Consider the following 16,516-nt stretch of genomic DNA (forward strand, 5'->3'; position numbering starts at 1 on the left):
TTCGGAGCATCGCACTCCCCGTCGGCCCCTTCCCCAATGGCGATAAACGATGCGTGCCCGAAGGGCAGGCGGAGTTCGAGCACCAAAGGTGCGAGTCTCCCACGGTCCACAGTATGGGAGAACCTGGAAATGTAAAGGGTCCCGGCTCGCTCCCTGGATAAGGCTTTCCGCCAGGCTAGCACCAGGAGGTGTTCGAACCCTGTTCCTGTCGAAACATCGTTTATCGCCATGGCTGCCCCGCTCCTCAGGAAGGGGAGGAGGCCGAAGGCCAGGGCAGGTGAGTACCACCAGATAACAAACCGGCAGAGTATGCGAAGCGTTTAGAGCGAGTTGGAAAAAAAGAGAGGGTTATGCGTTCCCGAGCCAGACGTCGACCTTGTCGCGGTTGGCATCGATCCACTTCTGCGCGGCTTCCTCTTCGGACATGCCGCCCTCGATATCGGTCATGACCAACGCGATGTCCTCGGCAGTCCACTCGAACCGCTCAAGGATGGCGTAGGCCTCCGGGTCGTCTTCCGCCAGACCCTGGCGCGCGAGAGTCACGACGTCCTCGGCCCCGCCGTAGACGCCCTTCGGGTCTTCGAGGAACTTGAGGTCGAAGCGGCCGAACTTCCAGTGCGGCGACCATCCGGTCACCACGACCCACTCCTCGCCGCTGATGGCGGAGGAGAGCTCAGCCGCCATGCCGGCGCTGCTGCTTGCAACCAACTCGTAGTTGAGATCGTACTCATCGATGGCCTGTTCGGTCCGGGTCATGATGCCCGCACCGGGCTCGATGCCGACGATCCTGCCGTCGAACTGGTCCGAGACGTCGTTCATCTCCTCGATCGAGTCGATGGTCACGTAAGTCGGGACGACAAGCCCGATCCGTGCCGCGCCGGGGATGTTTTCATTGACGTAATCGATCTGGTCGCCGTACTGCTCCCAGTAGTGCGCATGGGTGTGCGGGAGCCATCCGGTCGTCGTGAAGTCGACGTCTCCGCTGGCGAGCGCCTGGAAGAGCGGTCCTGCGTCGACTGCGACCATTTCGACATCGTATCCCGCTTCTTCAAAGACCTGCTTCATCACGTTGCTGCTGGCAATTGCACAGTCCCACGTGACGTAGCCGATGCTGACCTCCTTTGCCTCAGTTTCCGTACCGGTGCATCCGGCGGAGAAGAGGGAGAGTGTCAGGATTAAGCCTGTCAGTGCGAGCAGGCTTCCAATTTTTCGAACCATATTTCACCTCGTATGTTTTTACCGCCTTCTGGGGCGGGTTGCATTCAGAACCCGGCTGTGTGGGGTTCCGGTTTCTCACGAACTTGTCCGGGACGGCGATTCGCCGATGACCTGGATATCGAGCAGAGGTGGCGGTAGATGCCACTCCTGGCGTGTTTGCACCCCAGGGCAAAAAGGCCCGTTTTTGACCGGTTCAACGTATGGACTTAACCTTATTTAGGTTTTACGGGTTCCGTTCGTCGAACGGAGCCCGCTTGAAACTGGATTTTAAAGTATGTGCAGCCGGGAAATGATCCTCGATGCGCAGGCAGCATCGCCGTTCTGCCGTTGTCCGGTGTCCGGGAAGTTCGCGAAAAAATGTGGGACCCGATCCGCTTTTCCCGGTCACGACCTCTCATTGTGCTGCGGCACGAGGTTCTGGGTGATCCGGTCGAGGATGATCGCGATGATCACGATGGCAAGCCCCGCCTCGAACCCCCCGCCGATATCCACTCGCTGGATGCCCACGAGCACCTGGTAGCCGAGCCCTCTGGCACCGATCATCGATGCGATGACGACCATGGAGAGGGCGAGCATGATGCACTGGTTCACCCCCGCCATGATGGTGGGAAGCGCAACCGGGAGCTGCACCTTGAGGAGTTTCTGCCGGGGCGTCGAGCCGAACGCGTCCGCGACCTCGATCAGTTCGATCGGCACCTGCCGGATCCCGAGGTTGGTGAGGCGCAATGCCGGCGGTATCGCGAAGACGACCGTTGCGATGGTGCCCGGCACGTTCCCGATGCCGAAGAAGATCACGGCGGGGATGAGGTAAACGAACGAGGGCATCGTCTGCATGAAGTCGAGGATCGGCCGGAGCGCTGCATTGAGCGCGTCGCTTCCTGCGGCCGCGATACCGAGCGGGATCGATATCGCGAGCGCGACGATCGTCGAGACGAGGACGAGCGCCAGGGTGAGCATGGCCAGGCTCCAGAGCTGGAGATCCCAGATCAGCAGCAGGCCGAGCGCGGTAAGCCCTGCCAGCTTGATGTCGCGCCGGGTGACGAACCAGACCAGCACGCTTATCAGGACGATCAGGATCGGTGCCGGTATGGCGATCAGGATGCTCTGAAACCCGCCGATGAGGAACCCGAGCCCTCCGCTGATGGCATCGAGCAGCCAGCCGAAGTACTGCTCGATCCAGTAAACGAGCACTTCGACGGCATCTCCCACGGGGAGTTTAGGAAGTTGCATTGATATCCTCCCCCTTTCGTGCCAGAGCAGCAAGGATGGCGCCACGCGATATGACACCCCTGAGCCTGCCGGTATCGTCCACCACCGCCACAGGATAGGGGCTCTCGACGATCAGCGAGATGATGTCGGAAAGCGATGCATCGGGAGCCACGACGGGAACGTCGGTGATGAGCACTTCCTGTAATTCCTTGCCCTTCTTGACGGCTCCGGCAGCAGCTTCGAGCGTCACCAGGCCCCTGAGCAGGCGCTGACGGGTGACCACGAATACCCCTGTAATATCGTGCTCCTCCATGAGGTGCAGGGCCACCCTCGGGCCCGCGGTGCACTGGGCGACCGGCTCGGGGCGCCGCATCACGTCGCTTGCCGAGAGAACCCTCGTGAGGTCGACGTCGGCGACGAACTTCTCGACGTAGGCGTTCTCGGGGTTCGTCAGGATCTCCTCCGGCGTGCCGATCTGCACGATTGCGCCGTCCTTCATCAGGGCGATCCGGTCGCCGAGTTTCAGGGCCTCGTCGAGGTCGTGGGTGACGAAGATGATTGTCTTGCCGAGCCGCTGCTGGAGGTCCAGCAGTTCGTCCTGCATGTCCCTGCGGATAAGGGGGTCGAGAGCGCTGAACGCCTCGTCCATCAGGAGTACATCCGGGTCGCTGGTGAGCGCGCGGGCGAGCCCGACACGCTGCTTCATGCCGCCGGAGAGCTCCCCGGGCATGCTCGCCCCGTAGCCCCCGAGCCCCACCATCTGGAGCACTTCCTCGGCTTTCGCGTGCCGTTCTTCCGCCGGGACGCCCTGGATCTCGAGGCCGAAAGCGACGTTGTCGAGAACCGTTCGATGGGGGAGGAGAGCGAAACCCTGGAAGATCATCCCGAGTTTGCGTCGCCGGGTCGTCCGGAGTTCTTCATGGCCCATGCCGACGATGTCCTCGCCGCCGATCAGTATTTCGCCCTCGGTGGGGTCGATGATTCGGTTGATGCAGCGCAGGAGCGTCGATTTCCCGCTCCCGGACAGCCCCATCAGGACGAACGTCTCGCCCGGCATGACGTCGAACGAGACGTCATCGAGGGCCAGCGTCGAGCCGGTCTCCTCGTAGATCTCCTGTTTCGAGCGGCCTGTTCTATGGAGTTCCAGTGCCTTTTCCGGGTCCTGCCCAAATACCTTGGTCAGGTCCCTGACGCTGATTATTGGTTGTAATGATCTTGTGTACTCTATGGGTATCTCCTCAAAAATGACGGACCCCTCCAGCTTCACGATTTCTATGTTATCTGCTTTATAATTTCGGGTTCCTTAAAATCCGCTTACTTTTGGACGGTTTTTAATTTTTGGGCCATTTTGATGTTTTTTAAACGCTGGGCTGTATGAATGCCCCTTATCCCGTGATTTATCTATAGTGTGCCGACTATTTTCTATATAGTGCTCATTCTTCCGGATCCCGGGATCTCCTCCCCGGCCCCCGGTGACCTCCGGCCGCGCAGACAGGCGCCGGGGTTACCCGGTCGTTGCGGCAGCGCCTCCGGGGCCTTCGCGCCCTACCCTTCGGCACCTGGAAAAACAGGGGTGGTCGGGATTCCTGTCGGTGCGTCCGTCCATACCATTTCTTTTATTGGGTGAAAGGTCATATCAATGTAGATTACTCCAGTCTGCCGTTAGGCAGGGAGGAACGCGGAGATCAGTACCATGGAAAAGGGAAAAGTCGTCCTAGCATTTTCGGGAGGTCTCGACACCTCCATCTGTATTCCCCTCCTGCGCGAGCACTACGGGTTCGACGAGATCGTCACCGTCGCCGTCGACGTGGGCCAGCCCGAGGAGGAGATCGCCCGGGCAACAGAGAAGGGCCGGATGCTTGCAGACAACCACTACACCATCGATGCGAAGGAGAAGTTCGTAGCGGACTGCCTCTTCCCCTCGATACGAGCGAACGGGTCGTACGAGGGCTACCCGATGGGCACGGCGCTTGCCCGCCCGCTGATCGCCGAGGAGATCGTGAAGGTCGCGAAGCAGGAAAGCGCCTCAAAGATCGCGCACGGGTGCACCGGCAAAGGAAACGACCAGCTCCGGTTCGACTTCATCTTCAGGGCCGCCGGATACGATATCGTTGCGCCGATGCGGGAGATGAACCTGACCCGCGAGTGGGAGATCTGCTACGCACAGGATCACGATATCCCGGTGACGGTGGCGAAGGACAAGCCCTACAGCATCGACGAGAACTGCTGGAGCCGGAGCATCGAGGGCGGCAAACTCGAGGACCCGGCCTTCCACCCGCCCGACGATATCTATGCCTGGACGGTCTCGCCGAAGGATGCTCCCGACGCGATGGAAGAGATCCGTATCGAGTTCGAGCAGGGTGTCCCGGTCGCTCTCAACGGAAAGAAGATGTCCGGTCTTGCCCTGATCCGGGAGCTGAACAGGATCGCCGGAAGGAACGGTGTCGGCCGCAACGATATGGTCGAGGACCGGATCCTCGGCCTGAAGGCTCGCGAGATCTACGAGCACCCGGCCGCGACCGTCCTCCTCGCCGCGCACAGCGATCTCGAACGCCTCGTCCTGACCCGTTCGGAGCTCGCGTTCAAGCGTATCGTCGACGATAAGTGGTCGGAACTCGCCTACATGGGGCTCGTGCACGAACCGCTCTTCTACGCGCTCAACGCGTTCATCGACAAGACGCAGGAGCGGGCGAACGGCACCGTGGACGTCGGCCTCTACAAGGGCAGCGTGAAGGTGCTCGGACGGAGCTCGGATTCCGCGCTCTACTCCGACGATCTGGTGTCCTTCGACTCGACGACGCTCGACCAGAACCACGCCGTCGGGTTCTCGAATTACTTCGGCCTGCAGGCTCGCCTGCTCAAAAATCTCAAGAAGTGTTGAAGAGGTGCCTAGAGCACCTTCTTCCCGGCTTCTTTTCCCGGCGTGCACTCGAAGACGTCGGTGATCTTGATGACGATGAGCGACTTCGCCGGGTACTGGTGGCCCTTCGTCCTCACCTGGTCGCGGAACTTCTCGTAGTCGGGGCCGGACGTCTTGATCTCCGTGTCCCCCTTCACCTGGAAGCAGCGCTTGGTCTCCTGGTCGTAGAAATAGAGCGCCGTGACAGGGTTCTCTTTGAGGTTTTCAAGCGTCTTTACCATGTAGTTGTCCATGATCCAGATGGTGTCGTCGGCGACGAGCTGGATCGATGCCATCGGCGCCACGTTCGGAACGCCGCTCTTTGAAGCGGTGGCCATCGGCATGACTTTGGTCTTCGTAAATATCTCCTTAATCTCACCTGAAAGCGCAACCATACGGTTCACCTCTCCCTGGAAGCGGAACGGGCGCGACGAAGCGCCGGAACCCATCCGGTAATGTGGTTATCCGTGTTAGCGATATATAAGCGCTCTGCCGGAACCGGCAGTGCCGGCCGTTCGGTGGTGATCCGTGACGACGGCGAAAGCGATCTTTCGCACGGTGCGGGGAGGCCGGAGGCGTAACGGCTTCTCACGCTCCTCCCGCCTGCACGGCAAAGACCAGACCCTCGTCAAACTCCCGGCCTCGAACCCGGGCGCCAGACATCTCCCGAATCAATAAATCCTGCTGGAGAAGCCGAGATAGCGTCCCGGGAACAGGAAGGTGAGGTTCCTCAGCGATTTTCTCCCTCTCCGGGTCACGGGAACCGTATGGAATCATGGAAAGGTATAAAGTGGGAGACGGGGAAACGACTACTATGTGTGCCCGCTTTTTGGAGCGCTTTTTCAAACCTACACCTCACATCGTCGAAAGCCCCCCTCCGCCGTCGCTCTCGCACGGGGCGGGCGCGGGTGTTCCCGAGTACCGGGTGAAGCCCTATTTTATCGTGGCGTCTGTTGAGATGGGCAATACCACGACAAAGTGCATCCTGACCGGCACGAACCTGGAGACGGGCAGGTCCTATGTCATCAACAAGACCGTGACCATGAGCCGCGACGTCCGGCCGCCAAAACCGGGCGAGACGATCTTCGGGGCGACCCTGGACGGCACGGAGTTGACGCGGGAGTCGGTCACGGAACTGGTGCGCGACACCCTGATCCAGTGCCACAAGGAGGCTCACCTGAGCATCAAGGACGACCTGGACTTCGTCGTCAGGAGCACCGGCGTCGTGGCGGCGATGGACTCTCCCGACCAGGTCGGGGACTTTGTCATTGCTCTTGCAAACGGCTGCCTCGAAGCAGGCGTTCCCCCGCGGAAGATGACCCCGCCGATGTCGATCGACAACCTCCCGCCGAAACTCCGGCAGTTCTCGTTCGCCGATAAAGTGGTCTTCGTCGGTGCGGTGGCCGGCGTCGTGCCGCCGGTCGGGTGCACCGGCGTCGAGATGGTGGCAAACGAGATGGAAGGCGAGCTTGCGATGGCAGGCATCAAGGAGGGCGCAAAGTGGACGCCGGTCGACTTCCGGAACCCCTGCATATCCATCGACTTCGGGACGACGCTCGACGGCCGGATCACGAGCGACGTCGCCCGCGATGACCCGAACCCGTTCGCCCAGACGACCGGGAACTTCTGCGGGCTCGCGGGCGCCATACCGGACGCGATCGTCCGGGGCACCGGGCTCGTGAAGGAGCAGACAGGAACCGCGCTCGACCTCTTCGGCGACCACAGTATCAAGGGCGCGTTCGGGGGCAGGAAGCGTTCCGTCGTCGATGACTACGTCGACCGCTGCCACGAGCACATCGACATCCGGATCGTCCCTCCCGACCGGACGAGATTCGGGCGGGTTCCGGTCTGCGCCGACGTGGCCGACAAGTCTGGCGTCGCCCTCATCGGGTGCGACTCGGGCGTCAACGGCAGCGGTATGCCCGCGCTCGAGGAGATCGGGCAAGAAATCCACGAGAAACACGGCATGGCGATGCTGACCGAGGTCGTCGACCGGGTCTGCGCGAGGATGGCGCTCCGGCTCATCGACGTCGCCGTCGAGAGAGAGATGGTGCCGCCGAACTCGTCGATCGGGTTCACCGGGCGTGCGGCGATATCGGGGAGGAAGCCCGAGTACATCCTCGCGGGCATCACGGAACGAAACCTCTACGACACCCCGAACGACCACCTGGTCTTCGTGGACGACGGCCTTGCCCGGGGAGCGGCACTGATGGGCCGGTGCATGAACTCACTCGGGAAACCGAAGGCTCCGCTCGGCGGTGTGCGGGGAGGGCCATGTATTATGTCCCGCCGGATCAAAATAGGAAAGTAGGATCTGGTGAACCATGGCTGAAGAAGAACTCTACGATATGCTCGTTCCCCCCGGTGTGCCGCGGAGGATGATCTACGACGTTGCCGAGAAGTACGACGTCGAAGTGGTGCGCCGGCAACAGAGGCTGTCGTTCGCGAACATGGACGGAGACGCACGGGAACTGATTGCGTTCCGCGGGAAGAGAGAGGTCGTCGAAGAGGTGCAGAAGTACCTTTTTGAGCAGCTCAAAGAGTTCGTCGCGGAATAACGACATCTTTTTTTCCCGGTTTTAAGCCGGGGAGTTCCGGGGCGGGGTATGAGTGCTGCTCGGGGAGACCGGGCGGTGGTTGGAGGAATGTTTGTCATACCTGGACTCTTCTCAGGAGTTTCGGGGCCTTCCTGATGGCAAAATCTCGTCCAGGGATTTTTAGGGTTCTATTCGTATTGGAGTATTGCCTACTCCCATACGCAACTCTCCAGGGAACTGTGCACCTAAGGGTGCTCACACTCCTGCTCGAAGCCTAACAATTTCTCAAACTCCGGACATTGTCCGTCGGGCTCAGGAACGTTGCACCTTCGGCCAGTCACACTCACGTCTCGTTCTTGGGAGACCGCTTACCCCTATGCACGGATTTCTTGGGGATATCGCCACAGGGGGAGGGGCTGACGGGGAGGGGGGGTGCAGCCCCCCTCCCCTGTCTCTACCTGGTTTGAGGACACCGCTAACCCCCACCCCGCCCGGCCTTCGGCCTCCTCCTCCGCACCTTCGGTGCTCATGCTCCGGCCCTATGGCCCCGTCGCACCCCGCCCCGGGGGGCGGGGGCAGTGCGTGGCGATATCCCCACGGTCCAGTGTCCCGGGATTTCTCACGGTTAGGGCCGTATATTCGAGTTTGAGGCGTTATCTGGTTTCGAGCCACAACGATGCGTCAGAAATGGAACTAGATTACTACAAGGTGCGAGTTGCACAGTCCGCTAAAAATCCCTGGACGGGCTCCCCCACCGGGGAACCCTATGGCTTCCGGCCGGAGAGAGCCCACAACCGATCTCACCCATCGAACCCCGGGCGGATCGGCCGCGGAGATGTTTCAATCGACCGACGCCATCCCGCCCGCGATCAGCCGCACGAGGAGCGCCTTCTGCGCGTGGAGCCGGTTCTCGGCCTGGTCCCAGACGATGCTCTGCGGCCCTTCCATCACCTCGTCGGTGATCTCCTCGCCCCGGTGGGCGGGGAGGCAGTGCATCACGAGAGCGTCGGGGGACGCCTGCGCAAGGAGGCGGGAGTCTATCGTGTAGCCTTTGAGCGCCTGTAACCGCTCGGCACGCTCCTGTTCGTCGCCCATGGAGACCCAGATGTCGGTGTAGAGGACATCCGCGTCCCTGACCGCTTCATCCGGGTCTGTGACGACGGTGACCTTTCCTCCCGCCGCCCGTGCCTGGTCGACGATCTCGTCCCTCGGCCGGTAGCGCGGGGGGCTGGCAACCGCAATCTCCATCCCGGTCAGGGCGGAGGAGAGGAGCCACGAGTTGCAGACGTTGTTGCCGTCCCCGACCCACGCGAGTTTCAGGCCGTGGAGATCGCCGAACCGCTCGCTGAGGGTCATGATGTCGGCCAGCACCTGGCACGGGTGCAGGCGATCGGAGAGGCCGTTGACGACCGGAACATTCGCGTAGCGGGCGAACTCCTCGATGGCGGCGTGACTGTAGGCGCGGATCATCACCGCATCGACGTAGCGGGCAAGCACCCGTGCCGTGTCCCGGATCTCCTCGCCCCGTCCGAGCTGCATATCCTGGGGATTTAAGAAGAGCGCGTGGCCGCCGAGATCGGACATCCCCACCTCGAACGAGACCCGGGTGCGGGTGGACGCCTTCTCGAAGATCATCCCGAGGCTCTTGCCTCTGAGGAATTCGTGTGCGGTTCCCGCAGACTTCAGCCTCTTCAGGCGCACTGCGTCGGCAACGATGCTCTCGAGTTCGTACTCGCCGATATCGAGGATCGAGAGAAAATCCTTCTTCATAAAATCTCCCTCATGTGCTGGCACCTCTTCTCGAGGATCTCGGGTGTGCCGATGTCCCTGCGGTGAAAGACGCTTCCCGAGACGGAAGATGCCGCTTTCTCGGCTATCGCTTCGGCCTCCTCGAGCGTCTCGCCCCTCCCGACGAACGCGAGCGTCCGTGACGTCAGGGTGTGGAGCGTCCCGTCCCGCTCCTCGACGCTTGCGTAATACAGCAGGGCGTCGCCGTAGTCGCCGAGGGTAAGCGGTTCGTTCGCCCTCGGCGCATCCGGGTAGCCCTCGGGGACGAGGTACTTGCAGACCGTCGCCTTCTTCGCGAACCGGACGTGCGACGGCGCAAGATCGCCCTCGATGATGTGGCCGACGATCCCGGCAAAATCCGATTCCAGGAGCGAAAGAACGTTCATGGCCTCGGGGTCACCGAACCGGGCGTTGAACTCGATGACTTTCGGGCCTTCGCGGGTGTTCATGAACTGGCCGTAGAGGATTCCCCGGTAGGGCGTCCCCTCTGCCCGCATGGCCGCGACCGTGTCTGTCATGATCCGGAGGGCTTTCTCGTAGTCCCGGCGGGAGACGAAGGGGAGCATGTGATCTGCCAGGGAGTAGGAGCCCATGCCGCCGGTGTTCGGTCCCACGTCCCCTTCGTAGGCACGCTTGTGGTCCTGCACGAGCGGCATGGGTATCAGGTGCTCGCCGTCGACGAACGCCTGGAGGGTAAACTCCTCCCCCACCAGCCGCTCTTCCAGGACGACGCTTCCCCCGATCTCCCGGGCGTACTCGACCGCCCCCGCCACATCGACGTGTTCGCCCATGATGCGCACGCCCTTCCCGCCGGTGAGCCCGATGGGCTTGACCGCGAGGTCGCCGTCGTAGGACTCGATGAACCGCCGTGCCTCCTCCGGGTCGCGGCAGACCCGGTACTCCGGGCACCCCGCGATTCCGTGCCGCTCCATCAGTCGGCGGCAGAACGCCTTGTCCGTCTCGATCCGGGCCGCGGCACGCGTCGGCCCGAGAGACGGTATCCCCGCCGCCTCAAGGCGGTCGACGATGCCCGCCTCAAGGGGGGCCTCCGGCCCGATGACTGCGGCATCAACTCCGCAATTGGTGGCGAATGGTATTACTTTCTCGATATTGGTCTCTTTTTCGAGGAGCACCCGCTCCGAGAGCCGGGCAATCCCCGGGTTCTTGCGTGCCATGACAGAAAAAATCTTCGTGTCGCTGTTGCAGGAAAGCGCCCTGGTGATCGCATGCTCCCTGCCACCACCGCCTACAACGAGTACTTTCATATCCATCATATTTGCCCGCTCTTAAAAAATGTTTATCCGTCCAGCAGCTCGCTGACCCGCACAAGTGCAAGAAGAGACGCACCTTTTTCTGCAAGCGCCTCGCGAGCGCCCGCTTCCCGGTCGACGACGGTCACTACCTGGTCGACGTGCGCGCCCGCGGCACGAAGCGCCTCGAGACCGTAGAGGGCGCTTCCTCCGGATGTGGTTACATCTTCGACCAGCAGCACGTTTTTCCCGAGCACGTCGCCGATGATTGTCCCGGCCTTGCCGTGATCCTTCCCCTCCTTCCGGACGACGGCATAAGGCCGGCCGCTCGCGAGCGAGACGGCGACGGCGATCGGTACGGCGCCGACCGCCACTCCGGCGACCATCTCAAATTCCCGGCCTTCGGCAATGGTTTTCCCGATCTCTGTGAGGACGGCGGGATTCGTTGTCGCAGCTTTGATGTCGATGTAGTAAGAACTCCGGGCTCCCGATGCGAGGACGAACTCCCCGAACTCGATAGCCCCGCATTCAAGCAACAGTGTCGCGATTGGGTTTACCATGGTACCTCTTTAACTCCGATGTAATAGCCGATAATGTTCACCACCCGGTGCAGGAGCGGTGTCATGACGACGATCCAGACTGCGATGGGCAAAGTGATGGTTCCGAACAACCACTGGGGGTCGAAGATGAGAATCAGCAGGAAGGAACCGACGACCAGGTCGTACTGGTCGGCCAGGAACCAGGATTCTCCCCGATCCTTACCCAGTCTCCGCTTCAGGAAACTTTTAGCGAGATCACCGAGGAGCGCGCCGGTTGCAAGGAGGGTGACGGAGAGGAACGTCTGCTGGGGGAGAGCACTCAGGCTGAACGCGGTGGCTGCCCAGATCTCGATGAGACCCACCAGCACACCCGAGACTACGCCACCGAAGAATCCCCGGTACGTCTTTCCGTCGCCGAAGACCCTTCTCCCGTCGGAGAACGTCCGCCCGAGATCGATGGGCGTCCCGCCGCCGAAGAGTGCAGCCGCCGAATTCGGCACGTATGCCGGAATCATGATCCACAGTGCTGCCAGCCCGGCAAAAATCCAGTAGCCGATGTCTGTACTGATAACTGTCAATATTCAGTACAATCAGTAAATATAAAGATTAAAGTGTCGAAACATGAGATACGAATGAAAGGTGGGCACGGTGAGAGAATGCTGATAAAAAAGACGAAGAGCCTCTGCCCAACATGCGGTCGCGTGCTCGATGCCGATGTCGTTGAGGAGGAGGGACAGGTCTGGCTGGTCCGGACCTGCCCGGAACACGGCGCGTACCGGGGCCTCTACTGGTCCGATGCAGAGATGTACCGGAGATTCGATGCTTACGAGCGTATCGGAAACGGGATCTCGAACCCGCAGAAGGTTGTCTCCCCGGCAGGATGCCCGAACGACTGCGGTGCCTGCGAGAACCACCGGTCGACGACGCTGCTCGCGAACATCGACCTGACGAACCGGTGTAACCTCAACTGCGACTTCTGCTTTGCGAACGCCCGGGCATGTGGTTACGTTTACGAACCGACGTTCGACCAGATCGTCGGGATGCTGCGCATGTTGCGCGAGGAAAAGCCTGTTCCGGCACCTGCCGTCCAGTTCTCGGGAGGCGAGCCGACGATGCGTGACGATCTGCCCGAGATCATCCGGAAGGCAAAAGAACTCGGGATGTCCCAGGTGCAGGTCGCGACGAACGGTATCCGGCTCGCACAGGATCCCGACTACGCCCGGCAGCTCAAAGAGGCCGGGCTCTCCACCGTCTACCTCCACTTCGACGGCGTGTCCCGCGAGACGAACTCGAAACTCGCGAGTGACTGGCGGGCAATAGAGAACTGCGAGAGGATCGGCATGGGAGTGGTGCTGGTGCCTACGGTCATCAGGGGCAGGAACGACCATGAGGTGGGCGCCATCATCAAATACGCCGCCGAGCATATCAAGACCATCCGGGGTGTCAATTTCCAGCCGGTGGCGTTTACCGGGGCCGCAAGCGAGGATGACGTCAGGAACGAACGGATAACCATCCCGGAACTCGCGAAGCGGATTGAGGAGCAGACGGACGGCGTGATCAAGAAGGACTACTTCTACCCGGTGCCCTGTGTCGTCCCGATCTCCGAACTCGTCGAGGCTTATACCGGTAAACCCCAGATCTCGTTCACCACGCACCAGCACTGCGGCGCAGCGACCTATGTCTTCGTCACCGACGAGGGGATGGTTCCGGTCAACAGGATGGTGGACGTCGATGCCTTCTTCGAGTCGGTCGAGAAGATGACGGCGAAACTCGCGAAAGGCGGCTCGCTCAACAAGTACGTGACTCTCGTCGAGGGGGTCAAGGATCTCTACGGCTCCACCAGGAAGGCGGAGCAGAAGAACACCGGGGAATTCGTGAAACTGATAGCAAAGGCTCTCGTGATGCAGAACTTCGAGGCCCTGCGTGAGTTTCACTGGAATGCCCTCTTCATCGGCACGATGCACTTCATGGACCGGTACAACTACGACCTCTCCCGGGTGCAGCGGTGCTGCATCCACTACGCGACCCCCGACGGCCGCCTGATCCCGTTCTGCACCTACAACAGCGGCCCGGTCTACCGCGAGCAGGTCTGGAAAGCCTTCGCAGAGCCCCAGAAGGACGAGTGACCGCCTGCCTTATACGAGATGGGGAGGAGTGACTGCTCGCTCGCACCTAACGGTGCTCAAGCTCGCTTCGCTCGCACTCCCCCCCGGCGGCTTTTTATGTGTACCCTATCTTTTGCGCGAAGTATTGGAGATTGTAACTTCGCTGAATCTGGTGTGGGTGGGGGCTATTGATAGAGCCTTACGCGATAGAGACAGGGGGGATGCTCCTGCCGTCCTGGCAGTCGCGCTCTGGAACATCGCACTCCCCGTCGGCCCCTCTCCCGATGGCGATACCCTCACAGCCCAGTGTACGGGGAGTACCTGGAGAAGAACCATGCACGGCTGCCCACCGGGTATCGCCATGACTGCCCCCGCCCCCTTGGGGGCGGGGGAGGAGGCCGAAGGCCGGGCGGGGTGGGGGTTACAGATATACCGAAGTGGTGGGTGATACCGGGAGAAACCATATGCGATAGAGACAGGGGAGGGGGGCGTGTCCCCCCTCCCCGTCAGCCCCACCCCAGTGGCGATACCCTCACGGTCCACTGCACCGGGGAGATACTGGAAATGTGATGTATGCGCCCCGAACCATGTTTTTTCCACCGGCTATCGCCATGACTGCCCCCTTCCAGCGTGGCGGGGAGGACCGGGCGGATTTCTCCCCCTATAAGGCGGGGGCAAGCTTGGCAAAGGGGGGGTCATCTTCATTCATACAGCATGGACACCCCATCACCCGGCCTCGTGCAAGCGTCACGGAAACGGCAGTTCGTATCCCCCGTCCCCGTCCCGCAGGACGAGGGCGGCGATGGCGAGGTCCTGGATGGCAAGCCCGGTGGAGTCGAAGATTGTAATGGCGTCCGGGGACGACCGCCCCTTCTTCCCGATGACGACCTCGCCGAGGGTTCCCGCGATCCGGGCGGGGTCGTAGTACCCGGTGCCGACCGGGACGTTGACCTCGCCCGAGTGGGTCGCCTGGCCGGGGTCGTCGACGAAGACCTCGGCATTCTCCAGGATCGTGGGATCCAGTTCCTGTTTGCCGGGGGCGTCCGCGCCGATCGCATTGATGTGCGTCCCTTCGTGGATCCAGTCCGCCATCACGACCGGTTTCGTCGACGGCGTCGTCGTGGTCAGCACGTCGCAGTCGCAGGCGCGCTCGATCGGGACGCTCCGGGCATTGTAGTCGGAGTAACGCGCTGCAAAAGCCTCCGCACTCTTCTCAGTCCTGCTCCAGACCAGGATCTCCTCGATCGCGAGCGAGGCAGCCGTTGCCTCGACCTGCGCCTCCGCCTGCCGCCCGGCTCCCACGATCCCGAGGGTGACGGGGTGGCGGGGCGCGAGATACTTCGCCGCAATGGCGCCCGCTGATCCGGTTCGCAGCGCGGTGAGTTCGGTGGCGTTGATGATCGCCGTCGGGATACCGGTTGTTATATCGATGATGACGGTGAGCGCCATGACGGTGGGAAGGCCTCTCGTGCGGTTATGCGGGTGGACGTTGACGATCTTCACCCCGGCAATCTCCTGGGCCGGGAGGTATGCCGGCATCGTCCGGAAATCCCCGCTCTCGACGAACGTCACGTAGACCTTCGGCGGCATCTGAACATTGCCTCTCCCGTGTTCGGCAAAGGCCGCTTCAATCGCCGGGTTCACCTCGGCATACGGCGGGTATCCGGCATGAACCGGGTAATACTTCATAGGGCGATCACCCCGCGAAGGCAGGGTCGCCTCGCCGTTCTCCTCGATCCGATGGAGAGATGCATAGAACTACTCCGGTGGACGGAGATATCAACTGTTTGGTGCGGGGGAATCCGGTTCGTTCATGCGTGTGATCCGGGAAGTCTTGCAGCATGGTAGAAAAAGAGTGCGAGCGGGCTCTCCCGTAAATAGGCCTCGCGTACACCGTCGGTGCGGGTCGCCGGGAGAGAGGGCGGGGAGTGTTGGAACCCCGGCTCTCACTCGGGGTTCTCCTGCATCCCCCGTATCGAGAGCCGGATCAGGCCGAGATTGGCATCCGGCTTCGTAAGGATGCAGAGGGAGAGATCGCCGTAGGGTGCGATGATGAGCTTCCCTGCCGGTGTCTCGAGGATTATCTGGGAGAGGTCGCCCATCTCCATATCGCCGGTGATGCGGGTGCCGGCACGGAGCAGGTCTTCGGCGACCGCGGCCACCTGCTCGAAGTCCGCGGAGCCGAGCGACTGAAGGGCAAACCCCTCGTGGAAGACCGAGACTGCAGCGACGCCCGGCTGCCGCACGATCTGGTCGAGGCAACTCGTATCCACCGACCCTATCCGGGAAGAAGGCTTTGCGCCGCCCTCGCTGATCAGGCACCCCGCCTCGCTGGAGGCTTCCCGGGCCGCCTCGGTTTCCTCGCCCGTGTAGGCGATGAGTTCCGAATCGAGCGACGGCCGTTCAAACAGGTAACTGTAAGCTTCGTCTCCGCTGAGCAGCAACCCTTTGCCGCTGTTCTCGAACGCGGCTCCGTATGGCTTCCCGTTCTGAACCAGAACGAAACCGGTTCCTCCGGGTTCGCTGATGCGCACCGCTCCGGTGAAGTGAGGGCTGATCGAAGCAAGGGCCGAGAGAGGCCCCTGCAGTCGTCCGAGTGAGATGCCGTCGGGTAGCATCGTCTCACAGAGCAGCGATAATCCGATCTCTGTTCTTCTTCAGTTCGTAGCGGATTCTCCCGACATTAACGTTCGCGTTCGCCACAATGGCGATCAGCTCGTCCTCCGAGAGCGGGGAGAGCAGGATGGGGCCGTTCTCCAGTTCGATGAGCATCTGGTTCATCTCGCCCTTTCCGAGTTCGTCGCTCATGGCTTCGGACGTACCCATGCCTGTCGATGCCATGGCACCCAGGGCCTCGACGTCCACGTCCCCGGCAACGACGCTCTCGATCACAAAGCCGTCCCGCCCCGCCACGACTGCGGCGGTAACCCCGTCAAGTTTCAGGAATTCTCCCAGGATCTGTTTTAGCATG

Annotated in this window: 15 protein-coding genes; 4 read left to right on the forward strand and 11 right to left on the reverse strand. The window is 61.6% G+C overall.

Annotated elements, in window-relative coordinates; genetic code table 11:
- Window positions 1-348: 348 nt before the first annotated feature.
- The 3 genes from MEMAR_RS04875 to MEMAR_RS04885 all read right to left on the reverse strand — a co-directional run bounded on the left by MEMAR_RS04875 (window position 349) and on the right by MEMAR_RS04885 (window position 3,694).
- A complete protein-coding gene (locus MEMAR_RS04875; protein WP_011843836.1) occupies window positions 349-1,218 on the reverse strand; it encodes a glycine betaine ABC transporter substrate-binding protein in 870 nt (289 codons plus the stop codon).
- A 384-nt stretch (window positions 1,219-1,602) separates the two neighbouring features.
- The gene (locus MEMAR_RS04880) at window positions 1,603-2,448 is read right to left on the reverse strand and encodes an ABC transporter permease (RefSeq protein ID WP_011843837.1); all 846 of its coding nucleotides are present in this window, start codon (window positions 2,446-2,448) and stop codon (window positions 1,603-1,605) included.
- Window positions 2,435-3,694: a quaternary amine ABC transporter ATP-binding protein gene (locus MEMAR_RS04885; protein ID WP_011843838.1), complete on the reverse strand. Its 1,260-nt coding sequence runs from the start codon at window positions 3,692-3,694 to the stop codon at window positions 2,435-2,437. Before MEMAR_RS04885 ends, MEMAR_RS04880 begins: the two co-directional genes overlap by 14 nt.
- Window positions 3,695-4,120: 426 nt before the next feature.
- Between MEMAR_RS04885 and MEMAR_RS04890 the strand changes: the two genes are divergently transcribed.
- On the forward strand, window positions 4,121-5,308 hold the full coding sequence (locus tag MEMAR_RS04890) for an argininosuccinate synthase (protein ID WP_011843839.1): 1,188 nt from the start codon (window positions 4,121-4,123) through the stop codon (window positions 5,306-5,308).
- 8 nt (window positions 5,309-5,316) lie between these two features.
- Here MEMAR_RS04890 and MEMAR_RS04895 read toward each other — a convergent pair whose 3' ends face one another.
- Window positions 5,317-5,721, reverse strand: coding sequence for a pyridoxamine 5'-phosphate oxidase family protein (locus MEMAR_RS04895; protein ID WP_011843840.1), 405 nt, complete (start codon window positions 5,719-5,721; stop codon window positions 5,317-5,319).
- Window positions 5,722-6,140: 419 nt separating this feature from the next.
- On the opposite strand from MEMAR_RS04895, the gene MEMAR_RS04900 reads away from it, so the two are divergent.
- Both MEMAR_RS04900 and MEMAR_RS04905 read left to right on the forward strand, forming a co-directional pair.
- Window positions 6,141-7,637: a methanogenesis marker 14 protein gene (locus MEMAR_RS04900; protein WP_011843841.1), complete on the forward strand. Its 1,497-nt coding sequence runs from the start codon at window positions 6,141-6,143 to the stop codon at window positions 7,635-7,637.
- 13 nt (window positions 7,638-7,650) lie between these two features.
- Window positions 7,651-7,884, forward strand: coding sequence for a hypothetical protein (locus MEMAR_RS04905; RefSeq protein ID WP_011843842.1), 234 nt, complete (start codon window positions 7,651-7,653; stop codon window positions 7,882-7,884).
- Window positions 7,885-8,703: 819 nt separating this feature from the next.
- Here MEMAR_RS04905 and argF read toward each other — a convergent pair.
- From argF to MEMAR_RS04925, 4 genes are read right to left on the reverse strand one after another with little or no spacing between them, the layout of a single operon-like run.
- The gene (gene argF, locus MEMAR_RS04910; protein ID WP_011843843.1) at window positions 8,704-9,633 is read right to left on the reverse strand and encodes an ornithine carbamoyltransferase; all 930 of its coding nucleotides are present in this window, start codon (window positions 9,631-9,633) and stop codon (window positions 8,704-8,706) included.
- Window positions 9,630-10,922 (reverse strand): phosphoribosylamine--glycine ligase, encoded by a 1,293-nt coding sequence (gene purD / locus MEMAR_RS04915; protein ID WP_011843844.1) that lies wholly within the window; start codon window positions 10,920-10,922, stop codon window positions 9,630-9,632. The genes argF and purD overlap by 4 nt, the downstream gene beginning before the upstream one ends.
- 26 nt (window positions 10,923-10,948) lie before the next feature.
- The gene (pyrE, locus tag MEMAR_RS04920) at window positions 10,949-11,461 is read right to left on the reverse strand and encodes an orotate phosphoribosyltransferase (protein WP_011843845.1); all 513 of its coding nucleotides are present in this window, start codon (window positions 11,459-11,461) and stop codon (window positions 10,949-10,951) included.
- Window positions 11,455-11,955, reverse strand: a complete 501-nt coding sequence (locus MEMAR_RS04925; protein ID WP_011843846.1) for a CDP-2,3-bis-(O-geranylgeranyl)-sn-glycerol synthase — start codon at window positions 11,953-11,955, stop codon at window positions 11,455-11,457. Before MEMAR_RS04925 ends, pyrE begins: the two co-directional genes overlap by 7 nt.
- Before the next feature lie 141 nt (window positions 11,956-12,096).
- On the opposite strand from MEMAR_RS04925, the gene tes reads away from it, so the two are divergent.
- Window positions 12,097-13,566, forward strand: a complete 1,470-nt coding sequence (gene tes / locus MEMAR_RS04930; protein ID WP_011843847.1) for a tetraether lipid synthase Tes — start codon at window positions 12,097-12,099, stop codon at window positions 13,564-13,566.
- A 726-nt stretch (window positions 13,567-14,292) separates the two neighbouring features.
- Here tes and MEMAR_RS04935 read toward each other — a convergent pair.
- From MEMAR_RS04935 to MEMAR_RS04945, 3 genes are all read right to left on the reverse strand, one after another.
- Window positions 14,293-15,234 (reverse strand): ornithine cyclodeaminase family protein, encoded by a 942-nt coding sequence (locus MEMAR_RS04935; RefSeq protein ID WP_011843848.1) that lies wholly within the window; start codon window positions 15,232-15,234, stop codon window positions 14,293-14,295.
- Window positions 15,235-15,491: 257 nt separating this feature from the next.
- Window positions 15,492-16,163, reverse strand: coding sequence for a roadblock/LC7 domain-containing protein (locus tag MEMAR_RS04940; protein WP_011843849.1), 672 nt, complete (start codon window positions 16,161-16,163; stop codon window positions 15,492-15,494).
- Between the two features lie 4 nt (window positions 16,164-16,167).
- Complete coding sequence (locus MEMAR_RS04945; protein WP_011843850.1) at window positions 16,168-16,515, reverse strand: roadblock/LC7 domain-containing protein; 348 nt, start codon at window positions 16,513-16,515, stop codon at window positions 16,168-16,170.
- Between the last annotated feature and the right edge of the window lies 1 nt (window position 16,516).

Origin of the sequence: Methanoculleus marisnigri JR1 (genome assembly GCF_000015825.1) — an archaeon.
Taxonomy (GTDB): Archaea; Halobacteriota; Methanomicrobia; order Methanomicrobiales; family Methanoculleaceae; genus Methanoculleus; species Methanoculleus marisnigri.

Excerpts from the sequence above, each read along its gene's own strand:
- MEMAR_RS04880 (WP_011843837.1), bottom strand. The coding sequence starts at position 2,448 with ATGCAACTTCCTAAACTCCCCGTGGGAGATGCCGTCGAAGTGCTCGTT.
- MEMAR_RS04895 (WP_011843840.1), bottom strand. The coding sequence starts at position 5,721 with ATGGTTGCGCTTTCAGGTGAGATTAAGGAGATATTTACGAAGACCAAA.
- MEMAR_RS04875 (WP_011843836.1), bottom strand. The coding sequence starts at position 1,218 with ATGGTTCGAAAAATTGGAAGCCTGCTCGCACTGACAGGCTTAATCCTG.
- pyrE (WP_011843845.1), bottom strand. The coding sequence starts at position 11,461 with ATGGTAAACCCAATCGCGACACTGTTGCTTGAATGCGGGGCTATCGAG.
- MEMAR_RS04945 (WP_011843850.1), bottom strand. The coding sequence starts at position 16,515 with ATGCTAAAACAGATCCTGGGAGAATTCCTGAAACTTGACGGGGTTACC.
- tes (WP_011843847.1), top strand. The coding sequence starts at position 12,097 with ATGCTGATAAAAAAGACGAAGAGCCTCTGCCCAACATGCGGTCGCGTG.
- MEMAR_RS04905 (WP_011843842.1), top strand. The coding sequence starts at position 7,651 with ATGGCTGAAGAAGAACTCTACGATATGCTCGTTCCCCCCGGTGTGCCG.
- MEMAR_RS04900 (WP_011843841.1), top strand. The coding sequence starts at position 6,141 with ATGTGTGCCCGCTTTTTGGAGCGCTTTTTCAAACCTACACCTCACATC.
- MEMAR_RS04935 (WP_011843848.1), bottom strand. The coding sequence starts at position 15,234 with ATGAAGTATTACCCGGTTCATGCCGGATACCCGCCGTATGCCGAGGTG.
- MEMAR_RS04890 (WP_011843839.1), top strand. The coding sequence starts at position 4,121 with ATGGAAAAGGGAAAAGTCGTCCTAGCATTTTCGGGAGGTCTCGACACC.
- purD (WP_011843844.1), bottom strand. The coding sequence starts at position 10,922 with ATGGATATGAAAGTACTCGTTGTAGGCGGTGGTGGCAGGGAGCATGCG.
- argF (WP_011843843.1), bottom strand. The coding sequence starts at position 9,633 with ATGAAGAAGGATTTTCTCTCGATCCTCGATATCGGCGAGTACGAACTC.
- MEMAR_RS04940 (WP_011843849.1), bottom strand. The coding sequence starts at position 16,163 with ATGCTACCCGACGGCATCTCACTCGGACGACTGCAGGGGCCTCTCTCG.
- MEMAR_RS04925 (WP_011843846.1), bottom strand. The coding sequence starts at position 11,955 with ATGATTCCGGCATACGTGCCGAATTCGGCGGCTGCACTCTTCGGCGGC.